Source organism: Hymenobacter profundi (assembly GCF_019334315.1).
Classification (GTDB): domain Bacteria; phylum Bacteroidota; class Bacteroidia; order Cytophagales; family Hymenobacteraceae; genus Hymenobacter; species Hymenobacter profundi.
Window position 1 is genome coordinate 1 of the sequence record NZ_JAHWGL010000128.1, and the last position, 11,400, is coordinate 11,400.

At 60.9% G+C, this 11,400-nt stretch carries 12 protein-coding genes; 10 read left to right on the forward strand and 2 right to left on the reverse strand.

Features of this window, described 5'->3' with window-relative positions:
* Positions 1 to 178: 178 nt before the first annotated feature.
* From KYK14_RS19870 to KYK14_RS19895, 6 genes are all read left to right on the forward strand, one after another.
* The gene (locus KYK14_RS19870) at positions 179 to 1,336 is read left to right on the forward strand and encodes an aminotransferase class I/II-fold pyridoxal phosphate-dependent enzyme (RefSeq protein ID WP_219161393.1); all 1,158 of its coding nucleotides are present in this window, start codon (positions 179 to 181) and stop codon (positions 1,334 to 1,336) included.
* A 4-nt stretch (positions 1,337 to 1,340) separates the two neighbouring features.
* Positions 1,341 to 1,970 carry a dethiobiotin synthase gene (bioD, locus tag KYK14_RS19875; RefSeq protein WP_219161396.1) on the forward strand — a complete coding sequence of 210 codons (630 nt, stop codon included), beginning with the start codon at positions 1,341 to 1,343 and terminating at the stop codon, positions 1,968 to 1,970.
* A gap of 234 nt (positions 1,971 to 2,204) precedes the next feature.
* A complete protein-coding gene (gene bioA / locus KYK14_RS19880; RefSeq protein ID WP_219161399.1) occupies positions 2,205 to 3,527 on the forward strand; it encodes an adenosylmethionine--8-amino-7-oxononanoate transaminase in 1,323 nt (440 codons plus the stop codon).
* Positions 3,520 to 4,815, forward strand: a complete 1,296-nt coding sequence (locus KYK14_RS19885; RefSeq protein WP_219161402.1) for a beta-ketoacyl synthase N-terminal-like domain-containing protein — start codon at positions 3,520 to 3,522, stop codon at positions 4,813 to 4,815. Before bioA ends, KYK14_RS19885 begins: the two co-directional genes overlap by 8 nt.
* A 124-nt stretch (positions 4,816 to 4,939) precedes the next feature.
* Complete coding sequence (locus KYK14_RS19890) at positions 4,940 to 6,301, forward strand: M28 family metallopeptidase (RefSeq protein WP_219161405.1); 1,362 nt, start codon at positions 4,940 to 4,942, stop codon at positions 6,299 to 6,301.
* 112 nt (positions 6,302 to 6,413) lie between these two features.
* Positions 6,414 to 6,917, forward strand: coding sequence for a hypothetical protein (locus KYK14_RS19895; protein ID WP_219161407.1), 504 nt, complete (start codon positions 6,414 to 6,416; stop codon positions 6,915 to 6,917).
* 62 nt (positions 6,918 to 6,979) lie between these two features.
* Here the strand turns inward: KYK14_RS19895 and KYK14_RS19900 are convergent, their stop codons facing one another.
* Entirely contained in the window at positions 6,980 to 7,603 is a 624-nt protein-coding gene (locus tag KYK14_RS19900; RefSeq protein WP_246601948.1) for a DUF4202 domain-containing protein, read from the reverse strand.
* 92 nt (positions 7,604 to 7,695) lie between these two features.
* Here KYK14_RS19900 and KYK14_RS19905 point away from each other — a divergent pair, with 92 nt between their 5' ends.
* Positions 7,696 to 8,646, forward strand: coding sequence for an MBL fold metallo-hydrolase (locus KYK14_RS19905; RefSeq protein ID WP_219161410.1), 951 nt, complete (start codon positions 7,696 to 7,698; stop codon positions 8,644 to 8,646).
* Positions 8,647 to 8,673: 27 nt separating this feature from the next.
* Here KYK14_RS19905 and KYK14_RS19910 read toward each other — a convergent pair whose 3' ends face one another.
* Positions 8,674 to 9,102 (reverse strand): PaaI family thioesterase, encoded by a 429-nt coding sequence (locus KYK14_RS19910; RefSeq protein ID WP_185280629.1) that lies wholly within the window; start codon positions 9,100 to 9,102, stop codon positions 8,674 to 8,676.
* Positions 9,103 to 9,187: 85 nt separating this feature from the next.
* Between KYK14_RS19910 and KYK14_RS19915 the strand changes: the two genes are divergently transcribed.
* From KYK14_RS19915 to coaD, 3 genes are all read left to right on the forward strand, one after another.
* The gene (locus KYK14_RS19915; RefSeq protein ID WP_219161413.1) at positions 9,188 to 9,694 is read left to right on the forward strand and encodes an NUDIX domain-containing protein; all 507 of its coding nucleotides are present in this window, start codon (positions 9,188 to 9,190) and stop codon (positions 9,692 to 9,694) included.
* Between the two features lie 82 nt (positions 9,695 to 9,776).
* The gene (locus tag KYK14_RS19920; RefSeq protein ID WP_219161416.1) at positions 9,777 to 10,661 is read left to right on the forward strand and encodes a DUF3822 family protein; all 885 of its coding nucleotides are present in this window, start codon (positions 9,777 to 9,779) and stop codon (positions 10,659 to 10,661) included.
* Between the two features lie 180 nt (positions 10,662 to 10,841).
* Positions 10,842 to 11,309, forward strand: coding sequence for a pantetheine-phosphate adenylyltransferase (coaD, locus tag KYK14_RS19925; protein WP_219161419.1), 468 nt, complete (start codon positions 10,842 to 10,844; stop codon positions 11,307 to 11,309).
* Positions 11,310 to 11,400: the final 91 nt, after the last annotated feature.

Consider the following 11,400-nt stretch of genomic DNA (forward strand, 5'->3'; position numbering starts at 1 on the left):
AGCAGGAAGCGGCAACTGTTTAAGGGAAATAATTTCCCATTTTGTCTGTTAAGCCTTCGCGTGTCATCCTGAGCCTGCGAAGAACCTTGTAGCAGTGGAACGAGTCCTTAATATATCACTCATTCTATATGCCAAGGTCCTTCACAGGCTCAGGATGACACGCGTTTTGTAGTCTATCATGTCTACTACCTCTCCCCTCCACCAACGCCTCGCCACCCACCTCGCCAAGCGCGAAGCTGAAGGCACCCGCCGCCGCCTTTCGCTACCCGCGGAAAACCTCGTCGATTTCAGCTCCAACGACTACCTCGGCCTGGCCCGCTCCCCTACTCTACGGCAGGCGTTGCAAGCTGCCATGCAGCAGGAAGACGCCGGCAGCACCGGCTCCCGCCTGCTCACCGGCAACTCGGCGGCGGCCGAAGCTCTGGAAACGCACCTGTCGCAGTTCCACCGAGCCGAAGCAGCCCTACTCTTCAACTCGGGCTACGCGGCTAACCTGGGCTTCTTTGCCGCCGTGCCCCGCCGCGGCGACACCATTTTCTACGACGAAGCCTCGCATGCCTCCGTGAAGGATGGCATCCGCGGCAGCTTTGCCACGGCCTACAGCTTCCGCCACAACGACGTGGCCGACCTGGAGCGCCGCCTACCCCGCGCCACGGGTGCCGTGTTCGTGGCCGTGGAGGCGCTCTACTCCATGGATGGCGACATAGCACCGTTGCGCGAGCTAGCCGCCTTATGCCAGCGACGGGAACTGTACCTAGTAGTAGACGAAGCCCACACCAACGGCCTCTACGGCCCGCACGGCGCCGGCCTAGTCGTTGAGCTTGGTTTAGAAAACGACGTATTTGCCCGCTTACTAACGTTTGGAAAGGCGCTGGGCAGCCAGGGTGCCGCCGTAGCCGGCTCGGCCATGTTGCGCGACTACCTACTGAATTTTAGCCGCCCCTTCATCTACACCACGGCCCCGGCGCCCTACACTATAGAGACATTGGCTGCCGCGTATCACCTGCTCCCTACCCTTGATGTGGAACGGCAGCGGTTGTTTGCGTTGTCAAACTACCTAAAAGTGACCCTGAACGCGGTACCCGGCCTGCACGTCCCGGACGACAGCCACGTCATTCATCCAGTGTTCTTCCCTACCTCGCCCGGCCCAGAAGCCGTGAAGCAAGTAGCCGCCGCCGCGCAAGCCGCCGGCTTCGATGTGCGGGCCATTGTGGCCCCTACCGTGCCCACCGGTACCGAGCGCCTCCGGCTGATTGTGCACGCGTATAATACAGAAGCGGAGATTGATAGGCTGGTGGGAGTATTAGGAAAAATTTCAATTCACACAGATTTGTAGAATATTGGAACGCCTCTTCATCACCGGCATCGGCACCGACGTAGGCAAAACCGTCGTAGCCGCCATTCTCACCGAGGCCCTGGGCGCCGACTACTGGAAGCCCGTGCAAGCAGGCCTCACGCCTACCACCGACGCCGCCACCGTGCGCAGTTTGGTCAGCAACGCGGATTCTCAGTTCCACCCCGAAGCCTACCGTCTGGCCCTACCCGCCTCACCCCACGCGGCGGCGGCGGCAGAGGGCATCGCGCTTACGCCTAGTGCCTTCCGCCTACCACACACCGACAACCATTTGGTGGTAGAAGGCGCCGGCGGCCTGCTGGTGCCATTGGCGCCGGGGTTTCTGATGATGGATTTGCTGGCGCAGCTGGACCTGGCGGCCGTGGTGGTGTCGCGCAACTACCTGGGCAGTATCAACCACACCCTGCTGACGCTGGAGGCGCTGCGGCAACGGCAGATTCCGGTGCGCGGCCTCGTGTTCAATGGTGAGCCTACCCCGGCTACCGAGGACTTTATTGCCCAACACACCGGCGTGCCCATCATGCCCCGCGTGCTGCTCGAGCCGGTGCTGGATGCAACGGTAGTACGGCGGTATGCAGAAGAGTTTCGGGAGTGGTTCGCAAACGCGGGCAGGTAGGGGTGGCTTGCAGCCGCCCGTTGCGCAGGACACACAAATCAATACTGGACTAACTTGCGTTATGCCAAGCCCTGCCTAAGAGAAAGAAACTAACTTATTATAGTCGTTTGGTGCTCCCTCTCCTTCTCGGAGAGGAGTTGAAGCGCCCTGGCAGAACAATCTAAATAGCGCGGGAGCACCTTACGACGGGCGCGTGCAACGCGCCCCTACGGCGCTTGGTGCTACCTTTGCCGTATGTCTACGCTTGCCCAACGGGACCACGCCGTGCTGTGGCACCCCTACACTCAAATGCAAACTGCCCCGCTGGCGGTGCCCATCGTTAGCGGGGAGGGCGCCTGGCTGGTGGCCGACGACGGCACCCGCTACCTCGACGGCATCTCGTCGTGGTGGGTGAATTTGCACGGCCACGCCCACCCCCACATTGCCGAGCGCGTGAGCGCGCAGCTTCGAACTCTGGAGCACGTGCTGTTTGCCGGCTTCACCCACCCCGCGGCCGTGGAGCTGGCCGAGCAGCTCCTGGAAATCCTACCCAGCAACCAGGCCCGCGTGTTCTACTCCGACAACGGCTCGACGGCCGTGGAAGTGGCCCTGAAAATGGTACTGCAATACTTCCACAACCAAGGCCAGCCGGAGCGGCGGCGCTTCCTCTGCTTCCGCGACTCCTACCACGGCGACACGTTTGGGGCCATGTCGGTGAGCAGCCGGGGGGCGTTTACCGAGCCGTTTTGGCCGCTACTGTTTGAGGTGGAGTTTATTGATGTGCCGGTACCGGGCCGCGAGGCGGAGGTGCTGGCGCAGCTGGACGCCGCTCTGCAGCAGCCGGCGGTGGCAGGGTTCATCTTCGAGCCGCTGCTGCTGGGCACGGCGGGCATGGTGGCCTACTCGGCCGAGGTGCTGGATGAGCTGGTGCGCCGCTGCCACCAGCGCGGCGTGCTGTGCATTGCCGATGAGGTAATGACCGGCTTTGGCCGCACCGGGCCGCTGTTTGCCAGCAGTCAGTTGCAGGAGCAGCCCGATATCATGTGCTTCTCGAAAGGCCTCACGGGCGGCACCCTGGCCATGGGCCTGACTACCTGCGCCGCGCTGCTCTACAACGCCTTCCTGAGCGACGACAAGATGAAGGCGCTGTTTCATGGACATTCCTACACCGCCAACCCGGTGGCCTGTGCCGCCGCCCTGGCCAGCCTGGAGCTGACCCGCGCCGACGCCTGCACCCAGCAGCGCCAGCGCATTGCCGCCGCTCACGCTGCGTTCAAGCAAGAAATTGAGGACCAACTTGGCATCCGGGCAGTGCGCCACGTGGGCACGGTGCTGGCTGTGGAGTACGACCCCGGCGAGGGCACCAGCTACTTCAGCCGCCTCCGCGACGCGTTCTACCAACTCGCCCTCGACAACCACGTGATTCTGCGCCCGTTGGGCAACGTGGTGTACCTGCTGCCGCCCTATTGCACCACCGACGCCGAGCTTGCCCTGCTCTACCGGGTGCTCCGCCAGATGCGCGAACTGGTACTGAACTTCTCCCCCGCCCCTACCCTGCCCGAGTACCTGCATGACTAAGGGAAACGCCGACGAATACATCATCATCCGCGGCCGGGGCAGGGTGTCGGCACTGGGCGAGCAGGCGTTTCCGACCTCCCCAGAGTCACCCTTCTCCGTCCACCCCAACGGCCTGCCTGTGGCTGCTCTACCTGACGCCACCGAAGCGGCCGTGGCGGAGCTGCGCCGCGCCCACCCCGCTTACCGCCAACTCGACCGCACCGTGCTGCTGGCCATGCTGGCCGCCCGCCAAGCCGCCGCGGCAGCGGGGTGGCGCACAGTGCGTGACCCCACCCCCAGCCCCTCCCCTCCGGAAGAGGGGTGCGTTCAACAACATCTTACGACTGGCACCCCTCTCCCGGAGGGGTGGTATCAAGGCAATCCACCTTCCCTGTCCGTCAGCATAGGCAGTAGCCGAGGGGCCACGCACCACCTGGAGCACTACCACGAGGAGTTTTTGCGCGAGGGCAGCGTGCCGGCAGCCGCGTCTCCGCTTACTACATTGGGCAACGTGGCCAGTTGGGTAGCCTTCGACGCGGGTAGTACTGATGGGGCCGTGCTAAGTCATTCCAGTACGTGCAGCAGTGCGTTTCAGGCGCTGGGCAACGCGGTGGCCTGGCTACGGGCAGGCATGGCAGAACGCTATTTGGCTGGTGGAGCCGAGGCTCCCCTCACCGAGTTTACGCTAGCGCAGATGCAGGCCATCGGTATTTATTCGCCTTTTGCGGCGGACGCGTGGCCCTGCCGGCCGGGCGCTGGGCGGCCTTCTACCTTCACGCTGGGCGAAGGCGCCGCCGTATTTGCGCTGGAGAAAGTAGCGGCTGATATCGCAGCAGCCGAAGTAGCTACGACACCGCAGCAGCCGCTATTTCGATTGGAAAGTGTAGGATTTGGTTTTGAAGCTATCGGCAGCAAAACGGGTATTTCGCCCGATGGGCGGCATTTCCAGACTGCCATGCAGCAGGCATTGCAACAAGCCGGCAGAAAGCCCTCGGAGGTAGACGCGCTGGTACTGCATAGCCCCGGCACCCCGGCCGGCGATGCCGCCGAGCTAGCAGCCGTACGGGCAGTTTTTGGCGAGAAGCAACCGCTTTTGCTGTCCAATAAGTGGCTGGTGGGCCACACCTTGGGCGCTTCGGCGGCTCTCAACCTCGATTTTGCGTTGCAAGTGCTGGAGACGCAGCAGTGGCCGGTGGCGCCCTTTTCCACTTACCTCGCCACGGCAACAGAGCAGCCTATCCGGCGCATTTTGGTGAATGCCGCTGGTTTTGGCGGCAACGCGGCCAGCGCCTTGGTGTCTTTACTATGAGCCAATCGTTGCTGGTCAGCATGCGAGATTTCTCCCTGCGGTCGAAATGACGTTCTTTAGTGGTACGAACCTCTACAAACCAACAACCAAGCTGTAGCTTGCCCTTAACCAAACCAACCTCCGCATGACGCTTCGCTCTATCCTATTCGCAGCTTTTCTTCTCCCCGCGCTGCCTTTGTTGGCGCAAAACAAGCCCTCTACTACCCCCGACCCAACCATCAAAAAGATGGTGAATGAGATTTCGGAGAAGCGCCTAAAAGACGATATTGATAAACTCGTGAGTTTCGGTACACGCCATACTTTAAGCGACACCAAAAGCAAGAAGCGCGGCATTGGGGCAGCGCGCAACTGGGTGGAAGACGAGTTCCGGAAGTACAGCAAAGCCAGCGACAACCGCTTGGTAGTCATGCAAGATACGTTTACCGTCAAGCCCGACGGCCGCCGCATCGACAAGCCCGTGGTGATGGCCAACGTGATGGCGACCCTACCCGGCACCGACCCCAACGACAAGCGCGTCTTCATCGTGAGCGGGCACATCGACTCGCGGGTATCGGACGTGATGAACGCCACCGCCGATGCGCCCGGCGCCAACGACGACGGCTCGGGCACGGTGGCCGTGATGGAACTGGCCCGCGTGATGTCGCAGCAGCAATACCCCGCCACCATCATTTTTGTGGCGGTGCAGGGCGAGGAACAGGGCCTCTACGGCTCGACGCACTTGGCTAAGCGCGCCAAGGCCGAAGGCTGGAACCTGGTGGCCATGCTTAACAACGACATCGTGGGCAACTCGCACGGCAACGACCCTTCGGTGGATGATGCCAAGCACCTGCGCGTGTTTAGTGAGGGTGTGCCTGCCACCGAAACCGAGGCTGAAGGCCGCGTGCGTCGCACGTTGTCGTCGGAAAACGACTCACCCTCTCGCCAGCTAGCCCGCTACGCCCAGCAAGCCGCTAAGGACTACGTAGATGGCCTCGATGTGGTGGTGGTCTACCGCCCCGACCGGTTCCTGCGCGGCGGCGACCATACGCCGTTCAATCAGCAGGGCTTCACGGCAGTACGCTTCACGGAAATGAATGAGGACTTTCGCCATCAGCACCAGGATTTGCGCACCGAAAACGGCGTGGAGTACGGCGACCACGCCAAGTTTATGGATTTTGGCTACCTGCGCAAGAACACCGGCGTGAACCTGGCTACCCTGGCCGAACTGGCCCTGGCCCCGGCTGCTCCCCAAAATGTGGGGGTATTGACGGCCCAACTCACCAACCGCACACAGCTTAAGTGGGATGCCCCTACGGCCGGTCCAAAACCTGCTGGCTATTACGTGCTTATCCGCGAAACCACTTCGCCTAAGTGGGAGCAAAAGGTGTTCGTGACTGACACCAAAGCCGACCTCACCCAGAGCAAGGACAACTACATTTTCGGGGTAGCGTCCGTAGATGCTCAAGGCCACGAGAGTCTGCCCGTGATTCCGAAGCCGGTACGGTAGCAGGATGCGGCACTATTGGAGTCTTTTTCTATTCCTAAGTTGCGCCTGCACGCATTCCGCTCCCGAAGAAACTACTGCTTTGGGAGCGGAACAGCTAACTATTACCCCTACTATGACAGACTCGGCCGCCGCGCCAGTAGATGTGGTGCAGCAATTTCTGCGTTGGTATGCGCCACGGGCTGATAAGCTGAACCAACTGCCGCTGGTGCCTGCGGCCTATTCTGAAGATAGCACTGACGTTTACGCCGTTGACTTTAAAGCCGCAGATTCCTACCTGACTACTTTGCGCGGGAGTGGCTACGTGTCGACTGCTTACGTCGCAACGCGTCGGGCAGGGTTCCAACAATGGGCCGATACGCTACGACTACACCCGCAGTATGATGGTCCACCCCCAGGATTTGACCACGACCCTATCATCTTTTCTCAAGACTCCGATGAATTGTTGGAGCTGCTACGTGCTACACCGCGCCTATTGCGCCAAACGGCTGACTCAGCGCAGGTAGTGCTACCGCAGCAAAACTACGCCCAAACGCCCCGCACGGGGCTAGCCTTCGACTTGTCGCGCCACGATATGCGTTGGCAGATTGATAAAATCCGGCCTGTATTTGCTGACTAGCTGGCTCATCAATCAAGCGTAACCTCATCTATATGATGATTAGCACGGAACGGGCTTCCGTATTACTCTCCTCCGCCCAAGGCCTTACCAATCAGCTTTTGTGCTTCGGGCGCTAGGGGCAGTTGCAGGGCCAACTGGTGGCCTTCGGGCGTCATTTTGCGCCAGGTTTTCTGCACAATATCGATGATTTTATCCTCGGGGTGCTGAGCGGCGAAATCAAGAAAATAATACTGCAAAAACACCAGGCATATCACGTCTTCCAGCAGCTGCATTTCGGGGTCGAGGTGCAGCTGCTGCTTTTGCAGGAGCGCCTGCACCCGCTGGATGGTGTCGGCGTCGTAGCCTACTTGCTGTAGGATTTCACTGGCTAGCTGGGCATGGAATTTCTTGAGCGTGTTGCGCCATTTGTGGTAGCCGGGGCGGTCCATGGGGAAGTCCTGGCGCGGGATGGTCCAGCGGCGGATGTGCTGGCAGCGGGCGGCCAGCTGCACCGCCTCGGGGGCATTGGGGGCCACCGCGTGCAGGCAGGCGCTCATGCGCTGACCGTAGAGCAGTTCCTTGGGGTAGGGCTGGCCGTCTACGATTTCCTGGTGAGGGTCTTCGCTGTTGGCAGCGTCGAACAGGCAGATGGCTTCGTCGAAGCGGGCTTGGTTGAGAATCATGCGGGTGTGTGGGTCGGGTAGCAAGGGTAAAGATAGAGCGGGCGTAACTGTCTTGTTCTTTCGCCCCTGCTACCTTTAGCTTGGTCTATCTATTTCTGTTGTTTGATTAGCGGTACATGCATAAGCTCCTTGTCTGCCTTCTGGTCTTTTTGCTGAGCTACCAAGCAGTGGCCCAACAGCCCGTATTTCGCGTGGTGTCGCTGGGCGTGCGCGGTGGGTTGGATGAGAGCAACCTCTCGGCCTACCTGGTGGCTCCTATGGGTTCTGCTGCGTATGCCTGTCTGGATGCTGGTACTATCCGGGCTGGGGTAGCGAAGGCGGTGGCGCAAGGGGCACTTTCCGGCACTGTCGATCAGGTAATCCGCCGCCAGATCAAAGCCTACCTACTCTCCCACGCCCACCTCGACCACGTAGCCGGCTTACTGCTCAACGCCCCCGACGACACCAGCAAAACCCTGTACGGCCTACCTGGCTGCCTCGCTACCCTGCAACAGCACTACTTCAACTGGAAGAGCTGGCCCAACTTCGGCGACGCCGGCACGGCGCCCGCCTTGGGCAAATACCACTATCAGCCCCTCCTACCCGGTGCGCCCGAAACTGCCGTGGCCGGCACCGCACTCCTGGTACAGACTTTTCCGCTTAGCCACGGCACCGGCTACGAAAGCGCGGCTTTCCTGCTCCGTCACGGCAATAGCTACTTGCTCTACCTCGGCGACACCGGTCCCGATGCCGTGGAGCACAGCACCCGCCTAGCCGAGTTGTGGCAGGCGGTAGCGCCGCTGGTGCGGGCTGGTACGCTGCGGGGTATTTTCGCGGAGGTGTCCTACCCCAATGCCCAGCCCGAAAACCTATTGTTCGGTCACCTCACGCCCCGCTGGCTTCAATACGAGCTGTTGGCGCTGGCCCGGCTCGCTGGGCCTGATGCTATGCGCAATCTGCCTGTGGTTGTAACCCACAGCAAGCCCAGCGCCGATAACCTCACCCAAATCAGGCAGCAGCTCGAAGACGCGAATTCGCTGCGCCTTCGGTTTGTTTTCCCGGAGCAGGGCCGGGCCTTTGGGTTGTAGCGTGCTTATCTTCCGTTGGCAGCTTATTTATTCCACCACCGCCATCGTGGCCGTGGCTTTGGCAACCAGCTTATCATCGCACCACACCTCAGACTCGCAGAAATGCAGGCGCCGGCCGGCTTTCAGCACCCAGCCCACAGCGCGCATCTTCGCCCCTACCCCCGGATGCAGGTAGGAAACCTTGATTTCGGCCGTGACGACACCCGTACCCTCTGGCACCAGCGTGACGGCCGCGAAGCCTGCCACCAAGTCGGCCATGGTAGCCACCAGGCCGCCGTGCGCAAAGCCCCGGTGCTGCTGGTGCTTCTCCGCGAGTAGTAGCTCGGCCTCTACCCTACCCGGCTCGATGCGGGTGAGGTCGGCACCGATGAGATGCATAAAATTCTGGCGCACCAGCTTGCGACGGATGCGGGCTTCAAGGGACTCTTCGGGAGTGGGGGTAGGGAGGTCAGGCATGGGACAAAGGTAGTGGCACCTGCTATGTGAGCCGCACCTTTTCGGCTTACTGCCGTATAGGCTACCCGTCGCCTATTTGTTTTCGATGCCTGATACGCCTACTCAAGATTCTTCCCTCCTCGCTGCGTATGCCCACCAGGTGCGCGTCCGGCCCTGTGGTTTGCTCATTCACGAAGGTGCGTTGCTGCTGGCCGCCCACCGGGGTTTGCTGCCGGATGGCGCGCCATTTTGGTCACCGCCGGGTGGCGGGTGGCAGTTTGGAGAAAGTTTGCACGAGTGCCTGCGGCGGGAGTTTCGGGAAGAAACCGGCTTGACGGTTAACGTGGGGCGCTTCCTGCACCTGCACGAGTTCAAGACCGACACGCTGCAAGCCCTGGAAATGTTTTTTGAGGTAACGCCCGCCGACCCTGCTGCCCTACCCCAGCTGGGCACCGACCCCGAGCACGCCGCCGACGCCCAAATCCTGACGGAACTGGCCTTCCTAACGCCCCGCCAGCTCATTGCCCTACCCATGCAGCAGGTGCACCCGGTACTGCGCCAGATCATCAGCCCCGACGATATTTTCATCCCGCAGTTGCGGTTTGCTCCCTAGTCTGTATCGTGCCCGGTAGCGCACAGACCTAGCACAGCCGCTCGATAAATGTTACCTTTAGCGGCTCAACCCGCTTCTGCTTGTGTCTGCTACGCTTGTCCCTACCACTTCTGCTGCCCCTACCGTTTTGGCTCACCTGCGCGACGAAACGCTGGATGCCAGCCGCTTAGCCGCCTACAACCTCTACCTCACGGTGGGTGCGGCCGGCATGCGTGTGGGCATAGCCGACGTGCAGCGCAACAAGTTTGTGGCCCTGGAAGACTATGCCACCCAGCCGGGCTTACCCGCCGCAGCGCAGTTGCAGGCACTGGCCGCCCAGCACGATTTGCTGTCGCTCTCGGGCTGGAACAAGGTGCGCCTAGCCGTGCACAACCGCGCCTTCACGTTGCTGCCCGCTCCCCTGTTTGCCCCCGGCGACGAGGCCACCTATTTGCAGCTACACCACGCTTGCGCCCCCACCGAAACGGCCTGTGCCTACCGCCATACCGGCCTGGACATCGTGAGCGTATTTGCCGCCGACCGCCCGCTGGCTGACTGGTTTCGGCACGCCTACCCTACCGGTCGGCTGCTGCACCAGACCAGCGCCCTGCTCGAAGGCGTGTTGCACCAGAGCGAGGCCGCCGCGCCGCGCCGCGTCTACCTCAATATTGGCCACCAGGAGCTAACCGTATTGGTGATGCGCAGCAAGCGCCCCGAGTTGTGCAACGTCTTCGCCTTCAGCACCCCCGAAGACCTGATTTATTACACCATCCTAGTGATGCAGGAGTTGCAGCTCAACCCCGACCAGGACCCCGTGATTGTGTGGGGCGACCTGCTGCACGACTCGGAGCTGTTTTCCGTCCTGCGGAAGTACATTCGTCACCTGCGCTTCGGCAACCGGCCGTTCGACCTGCGCTACAGCTACCGCCTCAACGACCTCACCGAGTACCGCTACTTCGACCTATACGCGCTGCACTTGTGCGAATAGGGCAGAGTACGGTCGGAAAACGCGTGTCATCCTGAGCTTGCGAAGGACCTTATATCATTTGAACGAGTCGTTGTTACGGGCATCGTTCACGCGTGAGAAGGTCTTTCGCTGTGCTCAGGATGACAGACGGTTTTTGTAGTTTCTCACTCAACTACCCACAATTTCACTACTCTCCACCTCATGGCTCGTATTGCGCTGTTTCCTGGTTCCTTCGACCCGTTCACGAATGGCCACCTCGATGTGGTGCGGCGGGGCACGCAGTTGTTTGATGAGGTGATTATTGCCCTGGGCAACAACAGCAGCAAAACCCGCTACCTGCCCGTGGAGCAGATGCTGGAGATGATTGCCGAGGTATTTCGGGATGAGCCGCGGGTGCGCGTGCAGGCCTACAAAGGCCTAACCGCCGACTTTGCCCGCGAGGTAGGCGCCCGCTACCTGCTACGCGGCCTGCGCAACACCACCGACTTCGAGTACGAAAACACCATTGCCCAAGCCAACCGCCACGTCAACCCGGAGCTGGAAACCGTCTTTCTGATTACTTCCCCGGCTCTCGCAGCCATCAGCAGCACCATTATCCGCGAGATTCACCGTTTTGGCGGCAATGTGGATGATTTCGTTCCGTTTACGCTTCCGGTAGTTGGGAATTAAAAGGTAAAAATCAGCAAGCGCCTGTCTTTTTCTGTCATCCTGAGCTTGCGAAGGATCTTATGCCAAGTGAACGAGTCGTTGTTACGCTTGT